The sequence below is a fragment of the Curtobacterium sp. Leaf183 genome, assembly GCF_001424385.1.
Lineage (GTDB): Bacteria > Actinomycetota > Actinomycetes > Actinomycetales > Microbacteriaceae > Curtobacterium.
Window position 1 is genome coordinate 320614 of the sequence record NZ_LMPO01000001.1, and the last position, 24662, is coordinate 345275.

The 24662-nt window shown below is 71.6% G+C and carries 25 protein-coding genes and 1 pseudogene; 11 read left to right on the forward strand and 15 right to left on the reverse strand.

Annotated elements, in window-relative coordinates; all coding sequences use genetic code 11:
* Positions 1-61 precede the first annotated feature (61 nt).
* The 4 genes from ASG04_RS01540 to ASG04_RS01555 all read left to right on the forward strand — a co-directional run bounded on the left by ASG04_RS01540 (position 62) and on the right by ASG04_RS01555 (position 2381).
* Complete coding sequence (locus ASG04_RS01540) at positions 62-835, forward strand: SGNH/GDSL hydrolase family protein (protein ID WP_082517720.1); 774 nt, start codon at positions 62-64, stop codon at positions 833-835.
* Positions 836-969: 134 nt separating this feature from the next.
* The gene (locus ASG04_RS01545) at positions 970-1533 is read left to right on the forward strand and encodes a VOC family protein (protein WP_082517721.1); all 564 of its coding nucleotides are present in this window, start codon (positions 970-972) and stop codon (positions 1531-1533) included.
* Positions 1534-1669: 136 nt separating this feature from the next.
* On the forward strand, positions 1670-2101 hold the full coding sequence (locus ASG04_RS01550) for an Hsp20/alpha crystallin family protein (RefSeq protein ID WP_056119217.1): 432 nt from the start codon (positions 1670-1672) through the stop codon (positions 2099-2101).
* A 28-nt stretch (positions 2102-2129) separates the two neighbouring features.
* Positions 2130-2381: a hypothetical protein gene (locus tag ASG04_RS01555; RefSeq protein ID WP_156463474.1), complete on the forward strand. Its 252-nt coding sequence runs from the start codon at positions 2130-2132 to the stop codon at positions 2379-2381.
* Positions 2382-2428: 47 nt separating this feature from the next.
* Here the strand turns inward: ASG04_RS01555 and ASG04_RS01560 are convergent, their stop codons facing one another.
* The 3 genes from ASG04_RS01560 to ASG04_RS01570 form a co-directional block, all read right to left on the reverse strand.
* Complete coding sequence (locus ASG04_RS01560) at positions 2429-2920, reverse strand: GNAT family N-acetyltransferase (protein WP_056119223.1); 492 nt, start codon at positions 2918-2920, stop codon at positions 2429-2431.
* Between the two features lie 4 nt (positions 2921-2924).
* Entirely contained in the window at positions 2925-4340 is a 1416-nt protein-coding gene (locus ASG04_RS01565) for an LLM class flavin-dependent oxidoreductase (RefSeq protein WP_268750880.1), read from the reverse strand.
* A 67-nt stretch (positions 4341-4407) separates the two neighbouring features.
* Positions 4408-5025 carry a hypothetical protein gene (locus ASG04_RS01570; protein ID WP_156463475.1) on the reverse strand — a complete coding sequence of 206 codons (618 nt, stop codon included), beginning with the start codon at positions 5023-5025 and terminating at the stop codon, positions 4408-4410.
* Between the two features lie 101 nt (positions 5026-5126).
* Here ASG04_RS01570 and ASG04_RS17750 point away from each other — a divergent pair.
* Together ASG04_RS17750 and ASG04_RS18050 are read left to right on the forward strand one after the other, a co-directional pair.
* Positions 5127-5598 (forward strand): PHP domain-containing protein (locus ASG04_RS17750; RefSeq protein ID WP_414835809.1); only part of this gene is annotated, 472 nt, incomplete at its 3' end.
* Positions 5599-5602: 4 nt separating this feature from the next.
* Positions 5603-5918 (forward strand): annotated as a pseudogene (locus ASG04_RS18050) (hypothetical protein); the annotation flags it as partial.
* Between the two features lie 132 nt (positions 5919-6050).
* Here ASG04_RS18050 and ASG04_RS01585 read toward each other — a convergent pair.
* Positions 6051-6683, reverse strand: coding sequence for a class I SAM-dependent DNA methyltransferase (locus tag ASG04_RS01585; RefSeq protein WP_056119237.1), 633 nt, complete (start codon positions 6681-6683; stop codon positions 6051-6053).
* Positions 6684-6693: 10 nt separating this feature from the next.
* Positions 6694-7383, reverse strand: a complete 690-nt coding sequence (locus ASG04_RS01590; RefSeq protein WP_056119240.1) for a DUF402 domain-containing protein — start codon at positions 7381-7383, stop codon at positions 6694-6696.
* 74 nt (positions 7384-7457) lie between these two features.
* On the opposite strand from ASG04_RS01590, the gene glgX reads away from it, so the two are divergent.
* Positions 7458-9476 (forward strand): glycogen debranching protein GlgX, encoded by a 2019-nt coding sequence (gene glgX, locus ASG04_RS01595; protein ID WP_056119243.1) that lies wholly within the window; start codon positions 7458-7460, stop codon positions 9474-9476.
* A gap of 93 nt (positions 9477-9569) precedes the next feature.
* Entirely contained in the window at positions 9570-10574 is a 1005-nt protein-coding gene (locus ASG04_RS01600) for a YdcF family protein (protein WP_235515394.1), read from the forward strand.
* Here ASG04_RS01600 and ASG04_RS01605 read toward each other — a convergent pair.
* Positions 10558-11355, reverse strand: a complete 798-nt coding sequence (locus tag ASG04_RS01605) for an alpha/beta fold hydrolase (RefSeq protein WP_056119245.1) — start codon at positions 11353-11355, stop codon at positions 10558-10560. The two genes, ASG04_RS01600 and ASG04_RS01605, sit on opposite strands and share 17 nt — an antisense overlap.
* A 50-nt stretch (positions 11356-11405) precedes the next feature.
* Between ASG04_RS01605 and ASG04_RS01610 the strand changes: the two genes are divergently transcribed.
* Complete coding sequence (locus ASG04_RS01610; protein ID WP_056119247.1) at positions 11406-11819, forward strand: MarR family winged helix-turn-helix transcriptional regulator; 414 nt, start codon at positions 11406-11408, stop codon at positions 11817-11819.
* A gap of 89 nt (positions 11820-11908) precedes the next feature.
* Here ASG04_RS01610 and sufU read toward each other — a convergent pair whose 3' ends face one another.
* From sufU to ASG04_RS01630, 4 genes are all read right to left on the reverse strand, one after another.
* Entirely contained in the window at positions 11909-12358 is a 450-nt protein-coding gene (gene sufU / locus ASG04_RS01615) for a Fe-S cluster assembly sulfur transfer protein SufU (RefSeq protein WP_056119249.1), read from the reverse strand.
* Entirely contained in the window at positions 12355-13707 is a 1353-nt protein-coding gene (locus tag ASG04_RS01620) for an aminotransferase class V-fold PLP-dependent enzyme (protein ID WP_056119250.1), read from the reverse strand. Before ASG04_RS01620 ends, sufU begins: the two co-directional genes overlap by 4 nt.
* Before the next feature lie 86 nt (positions 13708-13793).
* Positions 13794-14006, reverse strand: coding sequence for an antitoxin (locus ASG04_RS01625; RefSeq protein ID WP_056119253.1), 213 nt, complete (start codon positions 14004-14006; stop codon positions 13794-13796).
* Between the two features lie 165 nt (positions 14007-14171).
* Positions 14172-15455: a chloride channel protein gene (locus ASG04_RS01630; protein ID WP_056119256.1), complete on the reverse strand. Its 1284-nt coding sequence runs from the start codon at positions 15453-15455 to the stop codon at positions 14172-14174.
* 56 nt (positions 15456-15511) lie between these two features.
* Here ASG04_RS01630 and ASG04_RS01635 point away from each other — a divergent pair, with 56 nt between their 5' ends.
* Positions 15512-16681 carry an ROK family protein gene (locus ASG04_RS01635; protein WP_082517722.1) on the forward strand — a complete coding sequence of 390 codons (1170 nt, stop codon included), beginning with the start codon at positions 15512-15514 and terminating at the stop codon, positions 16679-16681.
* Between the two features lie 144 nt (positions 16682-16825).
* On the opposite strand, the gene ASG04_RS01640 is transcribed toward ASG04_RS01635, so the two are convergent.
* The 5 genes from ASG04_RS01640 to ASG04_RS01660 all read right to left on the reverse strand — a co-directional run bounded on the left by ASG04_RS01640 (position 16826) and on the right by ASG04_RS01660 (position 23539).
* Positions 16826-18199, reverse strand: a complete 1374-nt coding sequence (locus ASG04_RS01640; protein WP_056119263.1) for an ABC transporter substrate-binding protein — start codon at positions 18197-18199, stop codon at positions 16826-16828.
* Between the two features lie 12 nt (positions 18200-18211).
* On the reverse strand, positions 18212-19162 hold the full coding sequence (locus ASG04_RS01645; protein WP_082517723.1) for a carbohydrate ABC transporter permease: 951 nt from the start codon (positions 19160-19162) through the stop codon (positions 18212-18214).
* 51 nt (positions 19163-19213) lie between these two features.
* Positions 19214-20182: a carbohydrate ABC transporter permease gene (locus ASG04_RS01650; protein WP_082517724.1), complete on the reverse strand. Its 969-nt coding sequence runs from the start codon at positions 20180-20182 to the stop codon at positions 19214-19216.
* A gap of 159 nt (positions 20183-20341) precedes the next feature.
* On the reverse strand, positions 20342-22510 hold the full coding sequence (locus ASG04_RS01655) for an alpha-galactosidase (protein WP_056119269.1): 2169 nt from the start codon (positions 22508-22510) through the stop codon (positions 20342-20344).
* A gap of 45 nt (positions 22511-22555) precedes the next feature.
* The gene (locus ASG04_RS01660) at positions 22556-23539 is read right to left on the reverse strand and encodes a magnesium and cobalt transport protein CorA (RefSeq protein WP_056119272.1); all 984 of its coding nucleotides are present in this window, start codon (positions 23537-23539) and stop codon (positions 22556-22558) included.
* Between the two features lie 119 nt (positions 23540-23658).
* On the opposite strand from ASG04_RS01660, the gene ASG04_RS01665 reads away from it, so the two are divergent.
* Positions 23659-24462, forward strand: coding sequence for a tryptophan-rich sensory protein (locus tag ASG04_RS01665; protein ID WP_056119275.1), 804 nt, complete (start codon positions 23659-23661; stop codon positions 24460-24462).
* Positions 24463-24662: the final 200 nt, after the last annotated feature.

The following is a 24662-nucleotide window of genomic DNA, read 5'->3' on the forward strand; positions in this document are numbered from 1 at the left end:
GGACCGCTGACAGCACCCGCCGACCAGGATCATGCACAGGGATGTGCACGATGATGGCGGCATGGACTCCATCCGCTACGTCGCGATCGGCGACAGCTTCTCCGAGGGCATCGGCGACACCGGCGACGGCACGACCGCCGGAACCCCGACGCTCCCCGGGTGGACCGGCCGCCTGGCGACGGGCATCGCCGCACTCCACCCCGGCGCCGCCGTGTCCTACGCCAACCTCGCCGTCCGCGGTCGACTGCTCGCCGGGGTCCTGGACGGACAGCTCGACGCAGCGCTCGCCCTCGACCCGGCCCCGACGCTCCTGACCTTCTGCGCGGGTGGCAACGACCTGCTGCGTCCGGCCTTCGACCCCGCCGTGCTCATCGCGCCGCTCCAGGCCGCCGTCGAACGCGTGCTGGCGCGCGGCATCCGGTTCGCACTGCTGAGCCCCGCCGACCCGAGCGCCCGCCTGCCGCTCGGTGCGCTCATCAACCGCCGCGGTGATGCCTGGGCCGATGCCCTCGAGGGCCTGGCCCGACGCCACGACCTGCCCTTCGTCGACGTGTCGCGCGACCGGCACCTCGGCCGTGCGGAGTTCTGGTCGGAGGACCGCCTGCACATGAACGCCGCGGGGCACCAGCGCGTGGCCGACCTCGCGCTGCACGCGATCGAGGCCGGCCCCCTCCCCGCGGAACCGGCGGACGCCCGGACGGCGAAGGCGCGCCTGCCCGAGGAGCTCCGCTACTACCGCGACCACGTGCTGCCGTGGGTCGGTCGGCGCGTGACCCGACGCTCGTCGGGCGACGGCCGGTCGGCGACGTTCCCCGCATGGACACCGGTGGTCTGAGCACCCCCTCAGAGAGTGGTGAACACGCACGATCAGCGCGGTTCCCCGCACGCCCCGACGGCCCCGGTTGCCGCTGGACGGACCAGCCGGTCCACTGGACGGGTCCACGCCAGCCGACGTCCGGGGAGACGGCCATGACGACCACTGCACCGCGCGCATCATCGACTGCCGCAGCAGCCACTCCCGGCAACGTCCGTGGGATCGACCACATCGGGCTCACCGTTCCCGACATCGACCGGGCCACCGACTTCTTCGTCGACGGGTTCGCGGCGGTCGTGCTGTACGACCGGTTCCTGCGGAGCGAACCCGTCCGCGGCGAGGCCGACGTGCAGCGGCGCCTGGGCATCCCGCACACGATGGCCCAGGGCGCCCTGCGGATGCTGGCGCTGCCGAACGGCCCCGGGCTCGAGCTGTTCGAGTACCACGGGCGCGGTCAGCGCGATGCGGCCCGTCCCAGTGACCTCGGGTGGCAGCACGTCGCCTTCTACGTGGACGACCTCGACCGTGCGCTCGCCCGGATCGAGGCAGCGGGCGGGCGTCGCTACGCCGATCCACGTGACCTCGGCGGCAACGAGAGCGGCGCCGGCAACCGCTTCGTGTACGTCGGCACCCCGTGGGGATCGACGCTGGAGCTCATCACCTACCCGACGATGCAGGCCGGCGAGCTGTCCGCCCCGCGCCCGAAATGGCGGGTCTGAGGCGTTCCGAGCAAGCTCGAAGCGACGTTCCAGCGCCTTTCGAGGAACTGGATCAGCGACGGAGTTACCTTCTGATCGTGCCCGGTGACGAACCCCGGACACCACAACTCGACATCAGGAAGGGGACATCTCCACCATGGCTGTGACGTTCGATCCTCTCTCGGAACTCGACCGCCTGACCGGCGCCCTGCTGGGTGGCCGCCAGACGCTCAGGCCGATGCCGGTCGACCTGCACCGCGACGGCGACCAGTACGTGCTCAACGCCGACCTGCCCGGCATCGACCCGGGGTCCGTCGACATCAACGTGGACGGACAGCTCCTCACGATCCGCGCCGAGCGCACCGCCCCGACCCAGACCGACGGCGGCGGGTGGCTGCTGCGGGAACGCCCGCACGGCTCCTACCTCCGCCAGTTCAGCCTGGGTGAGGGCGTCGACTCCGACGCCATCTCCGCGCACTACGACAACGGTGTGCTGTCCCTCGTGATCCCGGTCACCCCGAAGGCCAAGCCCCGGAAGATCGAGGTCACGAGCGGCGCACCGACCGACCAGCAGGCACTCGCCGGCTGATCCGGGACCGGGAGCGACCGTGGAGCTCGTGGCAGCAGTGCAGCCGCCCGAGGTCGACGACGAGCTGCTCCGTGACGTCGAGTCCGTCATCGTCGACGCGCTCTTCGCGGACGTCGTCCGCGACGGGTGGCGGACGACGACGGGACTCGCGCCCCGGCCGACACCGCCGGACGGCTCCGTCCGACCCGGTGACGGTGCGCAGCCGTCACGACCCGGGGGGCCCGGTGACGACTCGTCGGCGGACCGGTGGGCGAGGTCGCCCCCGGCGCAGCGGACGTGAGGACGGACGGGAGGCCCGGTGCCAGCTGGCACCGGGCCTCCCGTCCGTCAGCGGGTGACGTAGGTGCGGGTCGGCGTGCCGGTCAGTGCATGCGGGAAGTCGACACCGGCGGATCGGAAGCCGGCAGCCTCGTACAGGCGGACCGCACGGGCGTTGTCGGCGAGCGCGTGCAGCGCGATCGCCGGGTGTCCAGCCGCCCTGGCGGCGGTGACCCCCTCGACGAGCAGGCGCCGGCCGACTCCGTGGGCCTGGACGTCCGGCCGCACCGCGAGCAGCGACAGGTAGGCCGCGTCCTCCGGGTCCGTCGGGCGACCGGTGCCCGGCTCGGTGACGAGCACGAAGCCGTCGAGCCGGTCTGCGACCCCGGACGCGACCAGCAGCGCCACCCGGGGGGCGGTGAACTTCTGCTCGGCCCGCGCACGGGTCGCAGGGTGCTCCGGCACCCCGTCGCGGGCGGCGACGGCGGCGCACCACAGGTCGATGCAGCGGGGCTCGTCGTCCGGGTTCGCGGGGCGCACGACCACGGACGACTCGATCACCCGGTCAGCCTACGACCGCGTCGCTGCCGATCCGGTAGGCGGCACCGCGGTGCTCGGCGGGCAGGCGGTCGCCGCGACCGTGCAGCTTGTGGCGCAGCGAGCCCACGGTGTACTCGGTGGGGTAGGCGCCACGAGCACGGAGCTCGGGGATCACGAACTCGATGACGTCCTCCCAGGTGCCCGGGGTCACCGCGTAGGCCAGGTTGAACCCGTCGACGTCGGTCTGCTCCTGGATGTCGAGCAGCTGCTGGGCGATGGTCGCTCCCCCACCGACCGCCACCGGACCGAGCCCGCCGATCGCGGTGTGCCGGGCCAGGTCGCGGATCGTCCACGCGCTGCCGTCCTCGCCGGTCGCCGCCGAGATGTTCGCCGCTGCGGACTGGATCGCGTTGGACTCGACGTCCCCGAGCGGCTCGTCGAGGTCCCACTGCGACAGGTCGACGCCCATCCAGCCGGAGTTGAGCACGAGCGCGCCGAGCTCGGACGCGTACGACAGGTAGTCCTCGTACTTCGCCTGCGCCAGCTCGTCGGTGGCGTCGGTGATGACGGTCAGCAGCGTGTAGATCCGGGCGGCGTACCGGTCGCGCCCCGCGGCCTCGAGCGCGTCGCGGATCTTCGTCACGGTCGCGGCGAGCTGCGGCAGCGTCGGCGCCCCGACGAAGATCGCCTCGGCGTTCTCGGCGGCGAACGCGATGCCCCGCGGCGAGGCGCCGGCCTGGTAGATCACCGGCGTGCGCTGGACCGACGGCTCGGAGAGGTGGATGCCCGGCACGTCGAAGTGCGCACCGTGGTGCTCGATCGGGTGCACCTTGGCGGGGTCGGTGAAGACACCGGCTTCGCGGTCCTCGACCACGGCGTCGTCCTCCCACGACCCTTCCCACAGCTTGTAGAGCACCTCGAGGTACTCGTCGGCGACGTCGTACCGGTCGTCGTGGCTGAGCTGGTCGGTCTGGCCCATGTTGCGCGCAGCGCTCGGCAGGTACCCCGTGACGACGTTCCAGCCGACGCGGCCCTTGGTGAGGTGGTCGAGCGTCGAGACCCGACGGGCGAACGGGTACGGGTGCTCGTAGGCCGTCCCCGCCGTGATGCCGAACCCCAGGTGCTCGGTGACCGACGCCATCGCCGACACGAGCAGGATCGGGTCGTTCACCGGGACCTGCGACCCGGTCCGCAGTGCCGCCTCGTTCGAGTCGCCGTAGACGTCGTAGGTGCCGAGGACGTCGGCGATGAAGATGCCGTCGAACGCACCGCGCTCGAGCGTCTGCGCCAGGTCCGTCCAGTACGTCAGGTCGCGGTAGTTCCGCGACCGGTCGCGCGGGTGGCGCCACAACCCGGAGGACTGGTGCGCCACGCAGTTCATGTCGAACGCGTTGAAGCGGATCTGCCTGGTGGGGTTCGAAGGGTTCGTCGGCTCCGTCACGATCGCGACGCTACGGCGGGTCGGCGTGCGGGTCACGCAAGGTGACGAAGGATGACGCTGCCGGCGGTCAGGGCTGCCGTCGGCCCGACGGTCGCAGGAACAGGCCGGCGGCGATCAGCAGGAGCGCCGCACCGGTGACCGCGGTCAGCCCGTGCGTCTCCATGTGCGGGACGCCGAGCACCTGCAGCACGTTGGACGTCAGCGCGATCACGGCGATCGCACTCAGCCCGATCAGGGTGGTGGCGGCGAGCCGATGCCGCGCACGTGCGAGCAGGAGCAGCACGACGGCGAGCGCCACGGCGACCCCGCCGACGACGCCGACAGCGGCCGCGATCGCCACGGTGGACGGCAGCGGCTGCCCGGCCTGCAGGAGCACGGTCTTCACGATCGACGACGCGGCGGCGACCATGAGCAACGGCATGGCGCAGCGGACACCGCGCAGGGGGCGCTCGTCCGCTCCCCCGGTCGCGAGCACGCACAGCCCCACCAGCGTCGCCATCCCGCTGATGATGGAAGCGGCCGAGTGCACCGGCGACGCGGTGGCGACGACCGACACGACGAGGGTGGAGAGACCGGCGACGCCGAAGACCACCGACGGCAGTCGCCGGGCAGCGCGATCCCGGAACCCCGGCGGCACGCCCTCGGTGGCCACGTCGAGGCCGTCTCCGTCGCGATCGTCCCGCACCGCGCCATCGTGACACGACCGGCGCGGCTCGCCACCGACGAGACCTGAGGATCCCGCCGATGCGCGTGAACCGGACGGCCCACCGTGGCAGTCTCGGCACCATGACGATGCCCGCCGACGCACACGTGCACAGCCAGTTCTCCTGGGACGCCGGGTCCGACCCCGGGTCCGTCGACCTGATGCGCCGGACGTGTGCCCGAGCAGTCCGGATCGGGCTGTCCGCCCTGGTGTTCACGGAACACCTCGACCTCGAGGACGCCTGGTGTGTCGACGACGGCGACCTGGGGGACCACGCGTCGAAGTACATCGGCAGCGACGGCATGGTCCGGTTGCCCCCGTTCGACCTGGACGGGTACCTGGACCAGATCGACCGATGCCGCCAGTCCTTCCCGGAGCTGCGCATCCTCACCGGGCTCGAGTTCGGGCAGCCGCACCTCTGGGAGTCGGCGGCCTCGGCGGTGCTCGCGAGCGGGGCGATCGACCGCGTGAACGGGTCCCTGCACATGCTGCCGCGGTCCGACGGGCTCCGTGCCGAGCCCGTCACCCTGTACCGGCAGCAGCCTGCTGCCGAGGNNNNCACCCACATCGACTACGCCGTCCGGAGCTGGCCGTCCGACACCGAGGGGTCGTTCGACCCGCGAGCGTTCGAGGACGGCTTCCGCTCGGCGATGCGGGCGATCGCCGGGTCAGGGCGAGCGCTCGAGATGAACACGCGGCGGCTGTGGCCGTGGATCCCGGAGTGGTGGGCGCAGGAGGGCGGCCGTGCGGTGACGTTCGGCAGCGACGCGCACGCGCCCGAGTCGCTCGCGCACGGGTTCCCCGAGGCCGTCGCGATGCTCGAGCACTTCGGCTTCCGCCCGGGTCGGCGCTCCGAGGACCCCTGGATGCGCTGAGCCCTGGACACGCTGCGCCCTGGACGCCCTGGACGCCCTGGACACGGACCACCTGACCTGCGCGGCCGGTGACGTCGTCGGGCCGGCGGACTGGTCCCCCGCCCCACGTCCTGGGGAACCTGTCTGCGACTGTCACGTTCCCCAGGACGTCGGGAGTTCCTTCCCCAGGCTGGCGAGCAGTGCGCCATGCGGTCGTGGACGGCCCCCCACGACCGTCCTGGTGTGCGATTCGAGCACCGTGAACCCCGCGGCGCGCAGCACCTCGGACAGCGCTTCGGGTGGCCAGCGGTACGCCGTGGTGACCGCGTGGTCGAAAGGCTCGACGACCGCCCCCGTGAAGAACCCGACGAGCAGGCCGCCGCCGGGTTCGAGGACCCGCGCGAACTCGGCGAACACCGCGGGGAGCGCCGCAGGCTCGTGGTGGATCAGCGAGTACCAGGCGAGCACGCCGGCGAACGCGTCGTCGGCTGCCCGGAGGTCGGCCACGTCGTCGACGTCGAAGCGGACGCCCGGCCAGGAACGGCGTGCGCGCTCGACGAACGCCGGTACTGCGTCGATGCCGACGGCCGCGACGCCGTGCTCGACCAGATGCGCGGTCCAGTGACCGGGTCCGCACCCGGCGTCGAGCACGCGGCCGGTCATCGCAGACGCCCACGACGTCACCAGGTGGTCGTCGGCGGGGTGGACGTGCGCCATGGTGCCGAGCTGCTGCGCGTACTCGGCGGCTCGGTGCGTGTACCGCGCGACGACCTCGTTCCGCACCACGGGCCTCCCGTCAGCCGTCGTGGCGGTCGAGACGGTCCCACCCGGTGGGCAGGTCCACCGGGGCCCACGTCGGGTCGGGCACCCAGGCCGACCAGTCCGCGTCGAAGGGGAACGTGCGGGCCGTGGCGGACGCGACGGCCTGGGCACCGACGCCCTCGATGACCGACCGCATCGCGGCGGGCCAGAGGCCGAGGTCGGCGAAGAAGGCGAGCTCGTCCTCGTCCTTGTACCGGACCGACCACGAGCCGTCGTCGTCGAAGCGGGCGACGACGTCGAGCGTCCAGTCCTGGCTGTCGAAGCCGGTCGCGGTCCTGGTCCACGGCAACTCGAGGTTGACGTACCAGTCGGGCTCCCAGCCGACGCCGTCGTGCCAGCGCCACACCGACCACGGCGTGCCCTTCCGGTGCACGCGGACGACGGGTGCGCCGAACCAGCGGTCCTCGACGTACGAGCCGTCCCAGTCGTCCGGGACCACGAGCCGTCCGTTCGGTCCGCTGCCCGCCCCCGCGCGACGACGGACGGCGGAACCCGCTGGTGTCGCCACCACGGCCAGGTCGTCGTCGTCCACGAGCACGCGTCCGGCGACGGCGAAGCCGACGGCCTCGCCGTGCGCTCCGTACGTGTTCACGCTCCGCATCGCGACGCGGTCACCCTCGGCGAACGGCTCGGTCCTGGTGTCGGTCGGCACGGCGATGTCCATCCCCCGATGCTGCCACGGCTCCGGGGTACGCAGGGCGCTGCCGGGCACAGCACGCGGTCGGTACAACTGGGAGCATGACCTCTTCCTCGCGCACGCCGCTCGGCGTCACGCTCGTCGACGGCGGCGCCAACGTCGCTCTCTTCTCCACCACCGCCGACCGTGTCGAGTTCTGCCGCTTCGACGACGACGGGACCGAGCACCGCACGGAGCTCACCCACCGCACCGGCTACACGTTCCACGACATCGTCCCCGAGGTCACGGTCGGCACCCGGTACGGCTTCCGCGTGCACGGCCCCTGGGACCCCGCCAACGGCCTCCGCCACAACGCCGCGAAGCTGCTGCTCGACCCGTACGCCACCGCGATCGACGGCACCTACGAATGGGGCCAGGCGCTGTTCGGGCACGACATGGAGAACCCCGACCAGATCGACGAGACCGACTCGGCGAGCGCGATGCCGAAGTCCGTGGTCGCCGACCGCAGCTTCGACTGGGAGGGTGACGCCCGCCCGGACACCTCCCTCGCCGACACCGTCGTGTACGAGGTGCACGTCAAGGGCTTCACCAAGCAGCACCCCGACGTGCCCGAGGAGATCCGCGGCACCTACGCCGGTCTGGGTCACCCCGCCGCGATCCAGCACCTGGTCGACTTGGGCGTCACGGCCGTCGAGCTGCTGCCCACGCACCAGTTCGTGCAGGACTCGACGCTCGCCGACAAGGGCCTGCGCAACTACTGGGGCTACAACTCCATCGGGTTCTTCGCCCCGCACGACGAGTACGCCTCCTCGGGCACGGCCGGCCAGCAGGTCGCCGAGTTCAAGGCGATGGTCAAGGCCCTGCACGCAGCGGGGCTCGAGGTCATCATGGACGTCGTCTACAACCACACCGCCGAGGGCAACCACATGGGCCCGACGCTGTCCTTCAAGGGCATCGACAACCCCTCGTACTACCGCCTGGTCGAGGACGACGGCTCGAGCTACTTCGACACCACCGGCACCGGCAACTCCCTCAACGTCGCACACCCCGCGGCGCTCGGGCTGATCGCCGACTCGCTGCGCTACTGGGTCGAGGAGATGCACGTCGACGGCTTCCGCTTCGACCTCGCCACCACGCTGACCCGCCAGGACAACGAGGCGAGCCGCCGCTCCGCGTTCCTCGACATCATCCACCAGGACCCGGTGCTCCGGACGGTCAAGATGATCGCCGAGCCGTGGGACACCGCCGGCTACCAGGTCGGCGGCTTCCCGGCCGAGTGGGCGGAGTGGAACGGCAAGTACCGCGACGACATGCGCTCGTTCTGGCGCGGTGACGAGGGCACGCTCGGCGACGCCGTCCAGCGCGTCCTCGGCAGCCCCGACGTCTACGAGGGATCGCGCCGTGCACCGGTGTGCTCCGTCGACTTCATCACCGCGCACGACGGCTTCACGCTGGCCGACCTGACGATGTACGCCGAGAAGCACAACGAGGCCAACGGCGAGGACAACAACGACGGCGAGAGCAACAACACGTCGTTCAACGGCGGCATCGAGGGCCCGACAGACGACGGCGCGGTGAACGACTACCGCGACCGTCAGCGCCGCAACTTCCTCGGCACGCTGATGCTCTCCGCCGGTGTGCCGATGATGCTCGGCGGCGACGAGATCGCCCGGTCGCAGGGCGGCAACAACAACGCCTACTGCCAGGACGACGAGATCTCGTGGTTCGACTGGGACGCCGCAGACCAGGACCTGCTGGCCTTCACCCGCTCGGCGATCGCGTTCCGCAAGCAGCACGTCGCGCTGCGTCCGGAGTGGTACCGCACCGCTCCCGGTGACTCCGAGTCCACCGTGTCGGTGCTCCGCGCCGACAACGCGGGCTTCGAGGACGGGGACTGGGCCGACACCGGCAACCGCGCCGTGATGCTCGTGCTCGAGCAGGGCGACGACACGGTCGCGGTGCTGCTGAACGCATCGGACACGACGGTCGAGTTCACGCTGCCCGAGAAGCCGGATGGCGGCTCGTGGTCGCTCGGGCTCTCCAGCGACACCGAGCAGCACGTCGGGGACGGTGCCACCACGGTGCTGGTCCGCGACGCGTCCTTCACCGCGCTCGTCTGACGCGGTCGCGTCTGACGGACGGGAGGCCCGGTGCCAGCTGGCACCGGGCCTCCCGTCCGTCCTCCCCCGCCACTCCCCCGTAGGGTTCGTCTCGTGGTCCTCCTCGCGCTCGCCGTCGTCTGTGCCCTCGTCTACGTGGTGTTGCGGCGTCGTGACCGCCGGATGCTCCGCAACGGGGTGCTGCTGCTGGCGACGCTCTTCTTCGCCGTCCTCGGGGTGACCGAACTGGCGGCGGCGCGGTTCCCGGCGGTCGAGGTCCTGATCGTCGGCGCGATCCTGCTGTTCCCGGTCGGGGTCGTCGTGCTGGCGGGCTTCCTCATCGCGAACGGCGTCCGGATGTTCCGCCGCGAGGGCCGCAGCCTGGGGAACATGCTCTCGCTCGTCGTCGGGGTGGCACTCGTCGTCGTGGTCGCCGTACTGCTGCTCCTGCTGCGCTCGGGCTCCACCGTCGGCGAAGCCGCGCTGCTGCTGGTCCTGGCCGTCGCCGGGTACGTCGGCGTCGTGTTCCTGGTCTTCCTGCTGTACGCGGTCGTCTACGGCCGGGTGGGCAAGCCGCGCGAGGCCGACGTGGTGGTCGTCCTCGGCTCGGGGCTCGTGCGCGGCGAGGTGTCGCCGCTGCTGCGATCGCGGCTCGACAAGGGGCTCGAGGTCTGGCGGCACTCGACGGCGCAGGGACGTGCCGCCGTGATGATCCCCTCCGGCGGCCAGGGCTCGGACGAACCACGGCCCGAGGGCACGGCGATGGCGGAGTACCTCGTGGCGCAGGGTGTGCCGGAGTCCGCCGTGCTGCCAGAGACCCGGTCGCGGAACACCGACGAGAACCTGCGCTTCTCGCGCGAGGTGCAGCAGGCGGCCGGTGTCACCGGGACCGTCGTGGTGGCGACGAGCAACTACCACGTGATGCGCGCTGCGATGCTGGCGCGCAGCCTGGGCAGCTCCGCCGAGGTGGTCGGTGCCCGGACGGCGCGGTACTACGTGCCGAGTGCGTTCCTGCGGGAGTTCGTCGCCGTCGTCGCGGCGCACCGGGTGGCCCATGCGGTCGCGCTCGCGGTCGTCGTCGCGGTCTGGGCCTGGATCGCCGTCATCGCCCTGACCTGACCTCGGCCCCCGTCGCCAGGAACGGGTCGATGGCAGCCCAGGTCGCTGCCGGCGCCTCGAGGTGCGGCAGGTGCCCGGCCTCCGGGACCTCGGCGAACACCGCACCGGGGACGGCCGCGGCGACGGCACGACCGTGGGCCGGCGTGACGATGCGGTCGCTCGCACCCCAGACCACGAGCGTCGGCACGGAGATCGAGCCGAGGCGCCCGAGCAGTGCCGGGTCGCTCATGCCGGCACCCGCGACGGCTGCCATGGTCGCGCCGTTCGACCGCTGCACGGCGCGCTGCTCGTCCGTCATCGCGGCGGGGTCCCGGTACCCGCGCTCCGGGTCGTGCCACGCCGCCTCGGCCAGCCCGCGGGCGTCGAGCGCGAAGAAGTCCGCGATCGGCTCCCCCGGGACGACGACCCCCACGCTGTCGATCAGGACGACCGCGCCGAGCACGCCCGACGTCCGGTCGTCCGCTGCTGCCTGGACGGCCATCTCCAGCGCGATCCACCCGCCGATCGACGACCCGACCAGCACGACGTCACGTTCACCGTCCCGCACGAGCGCGTCGAGGTAGGCGGCTGCCAGGTCGGCCACCGACCCGATGCCGTCGGGGCGCGGAGTGCCGTCCCACCCCGGGTGCGTCGGTGCCACGGCGTGCATCGTGCTGCCGAGGTGCTCGACGATCGGCGCGACGGTCGCGGGACCACCACCGCCGTGCAGCACCAGCGCGGTGCGGGCTGCGGGGTCGCCGGATCGGAGGGCGGGACGGTCGTCGAGGAGTGTGTTCGTCACGGGGTTCCTTTGTAAGCATGTTTATGTACGAGTGTTGATACGGTAGCACCATGACCACCGATCTGGAATCCCTCGGCCAGGCCGTCAAACGCGCGCAGTACCGGAACCACCGCACGATGGACGCTGCGTTGCAGGACTTCGGCGTGACCCTGGTGCAGTGGGACGCGCTCCGGGCGGTCGACCGCATGCCGGGCGCGTCCGGCCACGACCTGGCGGTGGCGACGTTCCAGAGCGACCAGGCGTTCGGCACCCTGGCGAAGCGGCTGACGGACCGCGGGCTCATCGTGCGGGCCGCCGGTCAGGGCCGACGCATCGAGCACACCCTCACGCCCGCCGGACGGACGGCGCTGACGGACGGGCACCGGGTGGCCGCCGCGGTGCTCGACGACCTCTTCGCCCCGCTCGACGAATCCCAGCGAGCCGTCCTGGCCGAGACCCTGCGGCTGCTCGTCACCGACGGGTGACACCGCTCTTCAGACGGACGGGAGGCCCGTGGCGGCGTCGCCACGGGCCTCCCGTCCGTCTGGGGTCGCGTCAGCGCGCCGGGGCCGCGTCAGCGAGCCGTGGTCGCCTCGCGGACCGCGGCCTCGGCCGCGACCCAGGCGAGCATCCCGCACTTGACGCGCATGACGAACTTCGAGACCCCGTGGAAGGCGACCAGGTCCTCGAGCAGGTCCTCGTCCGGCTCGCCGGCACCGCGCGAGCGCATCATCGACCGGAACTCCTCGACCAGCGCGAGCAGCTCGGGAACGGTCCGCCCGACGGCCATGTCGGTGAGCACCGACGCCGAGGCCATCGAGATCGAGCACCCGTCACCCTGCCAGGCGACCGCGGCGATCCGGTCGGTCCCCGGTTCGAGCCGCACGCTGACCGTGATCTCGTCGCCGCAGGTCGGGTTGCGCTCGAAGTGCGACGCGTCGGCGTCCGGAAGCACGGCGTCACCGTGCCGGGCCTTCGCGTGGTCGAGGATCACCTGCTGGTACAGGGAGTCGAGGGCGCTCACGCGTCGGCTCCGTCCGCACGGAAGTACCCGCGGACCTCGCTGACGGCGCGGACGAAGCGGTCGACGTCCTCGTCGGTCGTGTACACGTAGGTGCTCGCCCGGCTCGTTGCGGTCAGGCCCAGGCGGCGGTGCAGCGGCTGCGCGCAGTGGTGGCCGGAGCGGACGGCGATGCCCTGGGCGTCGAGGTACTGCGACACGTCGTGCGCGTGCACCCCGGCGACGTCGAACGACACCAGGCCGGATCGCGCCACCCCCGCGGCCGGTCCGACCACGGTGATGCCGGGAACGGCGGCCAGGCCGGTGAGCATCCGCTGGGCCAGGTCCTCCTCGTGTGCGCGGACGCGGTCCATGCCGATGGCCTGCAGGTAGCGGACGGCCTCGGCGAGCGCGACCGCCTGGGACACGGGCTGCGTGCCGGCCTCGAAGCGCTCGGGGGCGGGCATGAAGTCGGTGTGCTCCATCGTGACCGTGGTGATCATCGACCCGCCGGTGCGGAACGGCGGCAGCGCGTCGAGGAGTTCCTGGCGTCCCCACAGCACGCCGATGCCGTTCGGGCCGAGCATCTTGTGCCCGGAGAACGCCGCGAAGTCGACCCCGAGGGCCTGCACGTCGAGAGGGCGGTGCGGCGCCGACTGGCAGGCGTCGAGGACGACGAGCGCGCCGTGCGCGTGGGCGGCGACGACGAGTTCGTCGACCGGGGCGATCATGCCGGTGACGTTGGAGACGTGCGCGAACGCGACGACCTTCGTGCGGTCCGTGATCAGCGCGAGCGCGTCGGCCGCGGTCCAGCAGCCGGTGTCGTCGACGGGGACCCAGCGGAGCGTGGCGCCGGTGGCGAGGGCGAGTTCCTGCCAGGGGACGAGGTCCGCGTGGTGCTCGGCCTCGGTGACCAGGACCTCGTCACCGGGTCCCAGGCGGAAGCGCTCGGCGGCGGGTCCACCGCGCCCGCGGCTGGCGTTGGCGATGCCGTAGGCGACGAGGTTGAGCGCGTCGGTGGCGTTCGCGGTCCAGACGACCTCGGACGGTGACGCCGCGTTGACGAACCCGGCGACGGTGGCGCGGGCGTCCTCGTACGCGTCGGTGCTGCGCGCGGCCAGGGTGTGCGCACCGCGGTGCACGGCGGCGTTGTCGTGCTCGAGGAAGCGTCGCTCGGCATCGAGGACCTGGCGGGGGCGCTCGGCCGTCGCACCCGAGTCCAGGTAGACCAGCGGGACGCCGTCCACCTGCTGGTCGAGGACCGGGAAGTCCGCCCGGATCCGCCGGACCTCGGCGTCGGTGAGCGGATGGGCTGGGGCGACGATCGTCACGGGGCTGGTTCCTCCTGCTGTCGTCGGGGTCAACCGCTCCATCGTCCCCGTTGTTCCGGCCCGAGTCCAGCCGGACACCGAACGGCCCCGGCGCCGCGGGGACGTCGGGGCCGTGGTCGCCGGTCGGGCTACTCGTTGCCGATGTGCTTGTCGGCCGAGTCGCGGGCGCCGTCGATCTTGTCGTCGTACTTGCCGCCCGTGGCCTTCTTGACCGCGTCGGCCACGCCGTCGAGGACCTTGTCGCTGATGTCCTCGGCCTTCTCGCCCTTGAGCGCGTCCTGGACCTTGCCGTCCTTCAGGAACTCCTGCGCCTTCTTCGTGATGTCGTCGAACCCCGCCATGTCCGTGCCTCTCGTTCCGACGCGGGACCCGCTGCCCCGGCGTGTGCAGCCGATGGTAGGCCGGTCGCGCCTATTCCGTGACGATCGCTCGGTGGTGGGCTCGTGAGCGTGCAGGCGGCCGAGTGCACGGGCGTGCGCGAGGGCGGGCGTACGGAGGCGCGCTCGTCAGGCCATCTGGGCACTGCGGCGACGCGCGAGCACGAACCCGACGGCGACCGACCCCGTGATCGCCAGCAGCGCCGGGATGAGGATGTCGGTCCCCTGCTCGGTGAACTCCACGACGAGCACGAGCGCGGTGAACGGCGCCCGCATCGTGGTCGCGAGGAACGCCGCCGCCCCGATGAACGCGAACGACGCCAGGCTCGACCCGTCCGCCGGCCACAGCAGCAGCCACGCCCCGCCGAGGAACCCGCCGAAGGCCGAGCCGATGGCGATCGACGGCGTCAGGGTGCCGCCGACCGCGCCGGCGCCGATCGTGGCCGAGGTCGTGATCGTGCGGATCACCCCGAGCACCAGCAGGAACAGGATCGGCGCCATGCCGGTCACCGGGTCGCCGTCGAGGTCGGTGTTCATCGCCAGGACGCCGAGCGCGCGACCGTTGCCGAGGATCTCCGGGAACGGCACCGCGATCAGCCCGACCATCGCGAACACCACGGGCAGGACCACGAGCAGTCGCCACCCCTTCGGCGCGAGCCCCTGCAGCCGGTTCGTCAGCTTCACGAACCCGACCCCGGCGAAGCCGAGCACCGGGCCGACGATCGCGGCCCAGACGAGCAGCGACGGTGACATGTGCATCGCGGGCACGTGGTAGAGCACCTCGTCCGGGATCGCCAGGCGCGCGACGACGGCGGCGATGGCACTCGTCGCGAAGGCGGGCAGCGCGGTCGCCAGGGTGAGCTCCCCGAGCAGCACCTCGACCGCGAACAGCGCACCGCCGAGCGGCACGTCGTAGACCGCGGCCAGACCGGCCGCGGCGCCGCACGCGACCAGGATCTTCGTCTCGCGCTCGGTCAGGCCGGCGCGGCGCGTGACGACCTGCGCCAACCACGCGCCGACCTCGCGCGGCGCGACCTCTTTGCCGATGGAGGCGCCGAGCCCGACCGCCAGGATCTGCACGCCGGCGTTGGCCAGGGTCACCAGCGTGGGCATCCGCGTGCCGCCGACCGCCGCGGTGACCGCCACGGTCGGACGGCCCCAGCGGCGCAGCGCCCACCAGGCGAACCCGGTCAGGACGCCGGCGGCGGCGAGCGCCAGGAAGCGGTTCAGGCCGGACGGGGCGTCGGCGGCCTCGAGGTGCCCACCGAAGGGGTACCCGAAGGCGACGAACTGGATGAGCTGCAGCGCGAGCCACACCGAGACCCCGGCGACGCCACCCGCGATGCCGACCAGGGCGGTGACGACGGCCAGCTTGACGGCCCAGATCGGTGTCGCGTGAGCAGCGTGCGGCATGTCAGGAACCCTATCGGCAGCACGGCCCGGGCCCGGTCGCGCCCTAGGCTGACGACGTGCCCGACATCCCCGAAGCTGGACGCCCGCGCGCCTGGGACCCCTTGGTCGGCAGCGCGCAGTCGGTCGTGCTCGAGGTGCTCCGCGCCGGGCCCCGACCCCGCACCGAGCTCGCCGCCCGCCTCGGGCTGTCCGGACCGAGCCTGTCGCGCATCACGAAGCCCCTGCTCGGGTCGGGGATCCTGGTCGAACGGCAGGGCGTGCAGGGCACCGGGACCGGTCGGCCGTCGATCCCGCTCGACATCGACGCCGACGCGCACCACTTCGTCGGGGTGAAGCTCACCGGCGACGGACTGTTCGCGGTGTCGACCGACCGCCGCGGCCGGGTCCTCACCGAGCGCGAGGAGCCCCTGCCGGACCCGACCGTCCCGGCCGTCGTCGCCCGTGTCGCCGCGGTCGTCGCCGGGCTCGTCGAGGACGACGACCGGATCCGCGGTTGCTGTGTCGCCGTGGGCGGCGCCACCGAGGGGCGCAGCGTCATCCGCCGCGCGCCGTTCCTGGGCTGGCAGGACGTCCCGCTCGCCGCCCTGCTCACCGACGCGACCGGGCTCCCCGTGAGCGTGGAGAACGACGTGCGGGCGCTGACCCACGCCGAGCACTGGTTCGGCGAGGGCCGCGACCGTCGCTCGTTCGCCCTGCTCACCATCGGCGCCGGGATCGGACTGGGGCTCGTCGTCGGGGACTCGGTCGTCGACGGCGCGCACTCGACCGCGGGCAGCATCGGTCACCAGCGGCTCGGTGGCTCGGTCGGCGCGTCCGACGTGGAGTGCGAGTTCGGGCACCGCGGATGCGCCCGGGCGGTCCTGAGCGCCCGGGCGATCGCGCTCACCGGCAGTCGTGCCCTCGGTCGGACGGTCACGGCCGCAGCGCTGCTCGACGCCGCGCGGGACGGCGACCCGGCTGCTCGCGACGTCGTCGACACCGCCGCCGAGGCGCTCGGCCTGCTCGTCGCGGACGTCGTCAACGTGGTGGACCCCGAGGTGGTCCTGCTCTCCGGCGAGCTCGTCGCGGTCGCCGAGGTCGGCCGCGCGGCGCTCGACCGCTCCGTCGATGCGGCACGCCACTGGTCGACCCCCACCCCGACCCTGGTCGCGCAGCCGTTCCGGTTCAACGAGTGGGCCCGTGGCGCAGCCGCGGTCGCCATCCAGATGCACGCGCTCGGCGCCTGACGCAGCGCGCAGCGCGGGGTTGCGTCGGCGCAGCCCGCCTCCGGTGCGAGGTTGACCGCCCCGTGCGACCCTGTTGCCTCGCACCACCCGGTCAACGCCGCACCACCCCGCAACCGCGCACCGTGCGCACCGTGCGCACCGCTCCTACGTGAGCCGCAGCAGCGTGTTCACCTGCTCGTTGACGGCGGTGAGCGTCGAGATCGGTTTGCCGTTCGCGTAGATGTCGTCGAAGGCGGGCTGGACCAGCGCCTGCACGTCGGCCGGGTTCCGCGTGACCGGGAACAGGAACGTGGTGTCGTCCTCGACCTGTTCCGTGAACGCGGACACGTCGAACCCGCGCTTGCGGAACGCGGCGACCGCGGCGTCCGTGCCCGAGCGGCGCGCCGGGAACACGATCCCCGCCCGCCCGACGATCTCCTGCGCGGTGGCACCGCCGAGGTAGGCGACCCACTTCGCCGCGGCCTCGGGGTGCTTCGCCTGCTTCGTGATCGAGTCGCCGAGGCCGTTGAACATGGAGGCCCGGTGCCCGACCGGACCGGACGGCGTCGGAGCGATGCCGACCGTGATGCCCGGCAGGTTGGCGTAGGTCCCGATCATCCACGAGCCGTTGAACGACAGCGCGACCTTCTTCGCGCCGAGCTGCACGTCCGGCCCGGTCGTCGTCGAGAACACGCCGTACTTCGGCATGTAGCCCTTCTCGGCGAGGCCGAAGTACCACGAGATCGTCTTCTGGAACCCGGCGTCGTCGTAGCGGAACCGGTTCCCCCAGGGGTTGCTGTTCGTGTAGTACCAGTCCGTCGACCCGGTGAAGGGCGACCACTGCGTCTGCCCGAACCCGTCGCCACCGCTGCCGTTCGCGCTCATCCCGTAGACCGCGACGTCGGACTTGTCGAACCCGGACTCGTCACCGCGACGCCCCTTGGAGTCGATCGTCAGGTGGGCGACGGCCTGCTCGAACGTGCCACCGTCATCGGGGTTCCAGGACAGTCCAGCCAGGTCCGCCGCGGAGTAGCCGGCCTTGGCGATCACCTTCTCGTCGTAGAACATCGCCACCGTGTCCCAGTCCTTCGGGGACCCGTAGCGGTGTCCGTCCTTGCCCTTCCAGAGCTGCGCGAGCCCGGACTGGTAGTCGTCGTCGCGGATGGACGAGGTCGCCTCGAGCTCGTCGAGCTTGTACAGCACGTCGAGGTCGGCGAACTGCGGGAACTTGGACAGGTGGTCGGTGAACACGTCCGGCGCGGTCCCGGCGATGAACCCGGCCGTGAGCTTCGTCCAGTAGTCGGCCCACCCGAGCTGGGTGATCTTGATCCGGATGTCCGGGTTCTCCTGCTCGAAGGCCTTCGCGACGGCCTGGTAGGCGGGGAGCTGGTTCGCGTCCCAGAGCCAGTACGACACGGTGCCGGTCGCACCGCTCCTCGGGTTCACGGTGCCGGGTGACGAGCACGCGGCGAGCGCGCCCAGGGCCAGGGCCGAGGCGCCGCCGGCGAACAGCGAGCGACGGGTGATGGGGTTCGTCATGAGGAGGGATCCCTACTTGATGCCGGAGAAGCCGATGGAGTTGACGATCCGCTTGGCGAAGACGCCGAACAGCACGATCATCGGGAGCGCCGCCACCAGGGTGGCGGCCATGAGCCCTGCCCAGTCGGTCCCCGACTGCGGGGACTGCGACTTGAAGACACCGAGCGCGACGGTGAGCACCCGCGAACTGTCCGTGTACGACACCATGAGCGGCCAGAAGTAGTCGTTCCACGCGGTGATGTAGGTCAGGACGGCGAGCGTCGCGATCGGCGCGGACGCCATCGGCAGGATCAGCCGGAAGAACACCCGCACCTTGCCGGCGCCGTCGATCAGCGCGGCTTCCTCGACCTCCTTCGAGATGCCGAGGAAGAACTGCCGCAGGAAGAAGACCGCGAACGGCGTCATGAGCATCGAGGGCAGCGAGATCCCGAGCAGCGTGTCGACCAGCCCGAGCGACTTGATGAGCGTGAAGTTCGGCAGCAGCGTGAAGATCGTCGGGACCATGAGCCCCGCCAGGAACACGCCGAAGACCTTGTCGCGTCCGGGCCATCGCAGCCGGGCGAAGGCGTAGGCCGCGGCGGCGGAGAAGAAGACCTGGCCGACGGTGATCATCGTCGCCGTGAGCACCGAGTTGAGCAGGTACTGCCAGAAGTTGATGGCCGCGCCGGAGCCGCCCTGGGCGAGCGCCTCCTTGGTGGACTGCAGGCCGAACACCCGCTCGAACCCGCCCAGGCTGAAGCCGGTGGGCAGCAGCGACGTCGGGTCGGCGGAGATCGCACCGTTGGACGACAGGGCCGTCCGGAGGATCCAGTAGAACGGGAACAGGGTCACGACGATCACGGCGATCATCGCGATCCAGGCCACGACGCGTCCGACGGACGGCTTCGGGCGGGGGGCTCGGGCACCACGGGTGGTGACGGCGCGGGTGGTGGGTTCGACCACCGGGGGCAGGGTGCTGGTCATCGTCGACTCGCTTCCGGTCAGTGCTGCGTCAGGGGGCGGCGGGCGGCCGCGTCAGTCCAGGTCGCTCTCGCCGGAGCGCGAGAGTCGGTACTGGATGACGGTGATGATGCTGAGGACGACGAGCAGTGCCACCGAGACGGCGGACGCGTACCCGAACTGGAACCGACCGAAGGCCAGGTTGTAGATGTAGTTCTGCACGACGTTCGTGGCGTTCGCCGGACCGCCCTGCGTGGTGATGGCGACGGTGTCGAACACCTGGAACGAACCGATGACCGTGATGATGAGCACGAGCGACAGGATCGGGCGGAGCAGCGGCACCGTGATGCCCCAGAACATGTTCCACTCGCTGGCACCGTCGATGCGGCCGGCCTCGTACACCTGCTCCGGCAACGCCTGCAGCCCCGCGAAGATCAGCAGCGCCGTGTAGCCGACGTTCCGCCACACGTTGATGAACGCGATCGTGGGGATGCCCCAGACGTCGCTCTGCAGGAACGGGATGCGCCCGACGCCGATCGCGTTGAGGACCTCGTTGCCGATGCCGAGCTGCGTGTCGAGGATCCAGAGCCAGATGAGCGCCGCGACGACGTTCGACACCAGGTACGGCGCGAGGACGATGCCCCGGACGAAGGTCGACTTGGTCAGGCGGTGCATCATCACCGCGATGAACAGCGCGAGCACCGTCTGGAAGCCGATGTTCAGCAGCACGTACTCGACCGTCACCGCCATCGAGTGCCAGAAGATCGAGTCCTGCAGCAGTCGCTGGTAGTTCTGCAGGCCGGTGAACACCGGCGGGGTGAGCAGGTTGTACGTCGTGAAGCTCAGGTAGATGCCACGCAGGGTCGGCCAGAGCAGGAACGCGGCGAACCCGATCGAGGCCGGGGCGATGAAGACCAGCGCCAGCCAGAGGTCGTTGCGACGTCGGCGCTTCGGGCTCGCGGCCCTGGCCGTGGTCCCGGCGACGGTCCGGCTGCGCCGGGCACTCGTCGTCAAGGGTGACGACACGGGTGTTTCGGTGGCCATCGTGACTCCTTCGTCAACGCGGTTTCCGTCGGGCGGCAGCGCCCGGACGGCTTTAGTGTCGCCGCAAAACAAACCGCTTGTCAAGACATCCTGGCCATCAGATGACGGGAGGCCCGTGGCGGCGTCGCCACGGGCCTCCCGTCATGTCGACGGTCGCGTCTACACGGCGGTCAGCCGGAAGGGGACCACGCGCTCTGCGGACGTGGCCGGGGCCTCGAGCCCCACGGTCGTCAGGACACGTCCGGTGAAGACGCGCTCGCCCGACCACCACTGCGGCGCGCGGACGCCGTCCGCGCCCGTGCCGATCAGGACCGGGTCGACGCGGTACCGCGTGTCGGGGTCGAGGTCGCGGAACGTCACACGGCCGCGGACGCTCGCCTCGGGGCTGCCGAGCGACGCGAGGAAGAACATCGCCTCGCCTCGGTCCGGGGCGACCACGCCGTAGACGTTCAGCGTCTCGTCGACCTGGTCGACCCGCACCAGGTCGCCGCCGTGCAGCAGCGGGCGGGCCTCCTTGTAGAGCGCGATCCACTCGGCCAGGTCGCGTTCCTCGGCCGCGGAGGCCTTCGACAGGTCCCACTCGATGCCGAGGTGCCCGAAGAGCGCCGTCCCCGCACGGAACGACAGGTCGTGCCAGCGACCCGTGGTGTGGTTCACGCCGCTGGCGATGTGCGAACCGAGCAGTTCGGCGGGCAGCAGCTGCATCGTCCAGCGGTTCATCTGCTGGCGCTCGAGCGGGTCGATGCAGTCGGACACCCAGACGCGGTCGGTGTGCTCGATGACACCGAGATCGACGCGGCCGCCACCCGACGAGCACGACTCGATCTCGAAGCCCGGGAAGCGGTCCTTGAGTGCCGCCATCAGCCGGTAGGCGGCCAGGGTCTGCTCGTGCACGGCCGCACCGCCCCCGCGGTGGCCCGCCTCGACCAGGTCGCGGTTGTGGTCCCACTTGACGTAGTCGATCCGGTACTCGTCGATGATCGCCGTCATCCGGTCGAGGACGTGCTCGTACGCCTCGGGGATCGCCAGGTTCAGCACCTGCTGGTGCCGCGAGCGGATCGGCAGCCGCCCGTCGGCCTGCATGATCCACTCCGGGTGCGCACGGGCCAGGTCACTGTCCTCGTTCACCATCTCCGGCTCGAACCACAGGCCGAACTGCATGCCGGCGGCACGGACGTGGTCCACGAGCGGGGTGAGACCGTCCGGCCAGACGCCCTCGTCGACGAACCAGTCCCCCAGCCCGGCGAAGTCGTTGCGACGGTGGCGGAACCAGCCGTCGTCCAGGACGAAGCGCTCCACGCCGAGCCGGGCGGCGCGGTCCGCCAGGTCCGTGAGTCGATCGAGGTCGTGGTCGAAGTAGACGGCCTCCCAGACGTTGATCGTCATCGGACGGTCGCTCGTCGGGTGCTGCGGCCGGCTGCGCAGGTGGGTGTGGAAGCGACGGGCCTGGGCGTCGAGGCCGTCGGCGTACGCGCCGTACACCCAGGGCCCCTGGTAGGTCTCCCCGGTCCCGAGCCGGACCTCGCCCGGCAGCAGCAGTTCCCCGCCGCCGACGACCTGCTTGCCGTTGAACAGCCGCTCCGCGAAGTGCCGGTGGTTGCCGCTCCACGCGGTGTGGACGCCCCAGACCTCGCCGTGGGCGAATCCGAACCCGGGCACGCCCACGCTCAGGACCGTGGCGGCGTCGGCGCCCGTGCGGCCCTTGCGGCCCTCGCGCTCGTGGATGCCGACGACGAGGTCGCTGCGCTGCGGGGTGCGCTCCTTGCCCCAGCGGCCGGCGAAGTCCAGGACCTCGCGGGCGCGGGTCGGGGTCGGCAGCGCGACCGTGACGTCGTCGACCGTGTAGGAGCCCGGGCCGGTGTTCGTGACGGCGGCGCGCGTGCGCACCAGGCCGGAGGGCAGCAGCTCGATCGTCAGGCGGACGGCGAGCTGCGCGGTGGGGTCCGCGGCCTCGACGACGACCGCGGCCGGTCCGGCGTCGACGAGGCGCCCGTCCTCGTGCGCCTCGCCGACCACGTCGATGCTCGTCGTCGTGAACCGTGGCGACCAGTCGTGGCCGTCGCGGTGGCCGCTGATCCCCGGCTTGCCGGACCAGCCCGCGTGGGGCTCGGGCAGGACCGCCAGGCGGATCGGCTCGTCGACCGCGTTCGACACGACGGGCTCGAGTCCGGAGACGACCAGTGCCGCCAGGTCTTCGGTGGAGAGCCGCCCGAGCGCGGCACCCCAGTGCACGACGGCCGGCAGCCGCCCCTCGGTGCAGTCGAGGACGAGGGACACCCCCGCCGCGGTCAGGTGGACGAGGGCGTCGGGATGGGTCTGCTGCGTCATCGGAGCTCTTTCTTTTGTCTCGCAACTATGTGCGTGGCAAGTATGTCAGAACCAGCGCTTGACCTTGAAGACCACGAACAGCGCCGCCGCGAAGACGATCATCGCCAGGACCGCGAGCGGGTAGCCCCACGTCCACGTCAGCTCGGGCATGTGGGTGAAGTTCATGCCGTAGATCGCAGCGATGAGCGTCGGCGCGAAGAGGATCGCCGCCCAGCCCGAGATCTTCTTCGTGTCGTCGTTCTGCTTCTGTGCCGCCAGGGTCGCGTCGACGGTCAGCGCGTTCTGCAGCAGTTGGCGGAAGGTGTCGAGTCGCTCCGCGGTGCGGATGGCGTGGTCGAGGACGTCGCGGAAGCGCCGCTGCATCTCGACCGGCAGGTGGTACTTCTCCGCGCCGCGATGCAGGTTCTCGATCATGTACACGAGCGGACGCGCCGCTCGTTGGAAGTCGACGACCTCGCCGAACAGCTCGTAGATGCGCTTGGACACCCCGGGCACTCCGGAGAAGAGCTGGTCCTCGATCTGGTTGATGTCCTCCTCGAGCCCGTCGATCACCGGCAGGTAGTCGTCGACGATCGAGTCCATCAGCGCCCAGAGCTGGGCCTGCGGGCCGGCCGTCACCAGTCCCGGTTTGCCGCTCATCCGCTGCAGAGAGCGCGGGACGACCTGCCGACCGCGCGGGTCCGCCTGCACGACGGCGAGGAAGAAGCCGTCCCCGACGAAGGCGTGCACCTCGCCGAACGCCACTTCCTCGCGGCGGTCGTTGTAGAGCGCCGGCTTGAGGACCGCGAACAGCGTCGAGCCGTACCGCTCGAGCTTCGGGCGCTGGTGCCCCTCGGCGGAGTCCTCGACCGCCAGCTCGTGCAGCCCGAGGGCCACGGCGACGTCGCCGAGCTCGGTCGCGTCGGGCTGGTACAGCACGATGCAGGCACTGGCGTCCTGGTCCGACATCATCCGGAAGGTGTCATCGAGCGAAGGACTCACCATCGGTGCGATGCGGTCGACGTAGACGGTGTTCAGCTCGACGGTCACAGGGCCAGGCTACGCACGTCCCCCGTCCGCTGAGCAGCACCTGCACGACGTGACAGCGAACGGGCATACCGTGATGTCTTCAGCATGCTGACGAGTGGCTGCTGACGGAAGGAGTGGTCATGCGTTGGTTCCGGAAGATCGCGATCGCGGTGAGCGCCGTCGTCGCCGTGGTGGGTTCGTTCATCGGCTCGGGTGCCGCGGGTGGCACGCCGATCCAGGACGCGGCCGGTGGGGCGCTGTCGGCGTCGTCCACGGCCATCGCCCCGGGCGGCCCCGCGTTCGGCATCTGGAGCGTCATCTACGTCGGGCTCATCGCGTTCGCGGTCTGGCAGTTCCTGCCGCGTCGTGCGGACCAGGCCCGCCACGACCGACTCGCGGTCCCCGCGGTGCTGTCGCTGCTGCTCAACGCCGCATGGATCCTGTCCGTGCAGTTCGGGTTCCTGTGGGCGAGCGAGCCGATCATCGTCGCGCTGCTCGCCGTGCTGGCGTGGGCGTTCGTCATCCTGCGGCGCACGCGGCCGTCCGGCATCGTCGAGGCGATCGTCACCGACGGCACGTTCGGGCTGTACCTCGGGTGGCTCTGCGTCGCGACGGCGGCCAACACCGCCGCGGTGCTGACGGCCGCCGGGTTCCGCGGCTTCGGACTCGGGCAGGACGTGTGGGGTGTCGTCGTGGCGCTCGTCGCTGGGCTGGTCGGGGTCCTCGTGGCCGTCGCTGGCCGGGGTCGCCTGTCGCCGGTGGTGTCGCTCGCGTGGGGTCTGGCATGGGTCGCGGTCGCTCGTCTCGACGGGCCCCTCGTGTCGACGCCCACCGCGGTCGCGGCCATCGTCGCCGCTGCCGCAGCGGTCGTCGTCACCCTCGTGGTCCGCGCCCGCGCCGGATGGTCGGCAGCGCGCACGGCCTCGGCCGCCCGCGTGTCCTGAGCCACGGGGCCGATCGGCGGCGCGGACCACGACTGGAGCGACATCACCCATCCGAATGCGACGCGCCAACCCGCACCCGATGTCGCACGATGCGCACACACCAACCCCGCAGCACCGAAAGCGACATCACCCATCCGGACGCGCACGCACCAACCCCGCAGCACCGAAAGCGACATCACCCATCCGGACGCGACGCGCCA